The following is an 839-nucleotide window of genomic DNA, read 5'->3' on the forward strand; positions in this document are numbered from 1 at the left end:
ACATCACCACCATCATTCAAACCATCGGTATTTAACTGATTCGTATTGGCATCAGCCGGACAGTTATCCGCATTATCACCCACGGTATCACTATCAGTATCGGTTGTTTCTGTAGCATCTAACGGGAAGGCATCACTGGCATCAGGCGTTCCATCGTTATCATCATCTGTGTCACAAACATCACCACCGTCATTCAACCCATCAGTATTCAACTGGTCATTATTGGCATCAACAGGGCAATTATCGGTATTATCATTGGTACCATCTGCATCCGTATCTACCACCAGTGGATCAGTGCCAGCCGTTGCCTCNNNNATCCGTCAAACCATCATTATCGTCATCCAGATCACAGACATCACCACCGTCATTCAACCCATCGGTATTCAACTGATTTGTATTCGCATCAACAGGACAGTTATCGGTATTATCATTGGTACCATCTGCATCCGTATCAACCACCAGTGGGTTAGTACCAGCGGCGGCCTCTTCCACATCCGTCAGACCATCGTTATCATCATCCAGATCACAGACATCACCACCATCATTCAAACCATCGGATTTAACTGATTCGTATTGGCATCAGCCGGACAGTTATCCGCATTATCACCCACGGTATCACCATCGGTATCGGTTGTTTCTGTGGCATCTAACGGGAAGGCATCACTGGCATCAGGCGTTCCATCATTATCATCATCCAGATCACAGACATCACCACCATCATTCACACCATCGGTATTCGTCTGATTCGTATTGGCATCAACAGGGCAATTATCGGTATTATCATTGGTACCATCTGCATCCGTATCTACCACCAGTGGATCAGTGCCAGCCGTTGCCTC

Annotated in this window: 2 protein-coding genes and 1 pseudogene (1 of these 3 running past the window's edge); all 3 read right to left on the reverse strand. The window is 46.7% G+C overall.

Annotation, left to right across the window (positions count from 1 at the left end; genetic code table 11):
- The coding region (locus GXP22_06875; GenBank protein NOX09195.1) for a hypothetical protein at positions 1-317 on the reverse strand (317 nt) is incomplete at its 3' end.
- Positions 292-549 (reverse strand): hypothetical protein, encoded by a 258-nt coding sequence (locus GXP22_06880; protein NOX09196.1) that lies wholly within the window; start codon positions 547-549, stop codon positions 292-294. The genes GXP22_06875 and GXP22_06880, both read right to left, overlap by 26 nt.
- Positions 546-839, reverse strand: a pseudogene (locus GXP22_06885) (hypothetical protein); it runs 1014 nt beyond the window's last position. Before GXP22_06885 ends, GXP22_06880 begins: the two are co-directional and overlap by 4 nt.

The sequence above is a fragment of the Gammaproteobacteria bacterium genome (assembly GCA_013151035.1).
In the GTDB taxonomy this organism is placed as follows: Bacteria; Pseudomonadota; Gammaproteobacteria; order JAADJB01; family JAADJB01; genus JAADJB01.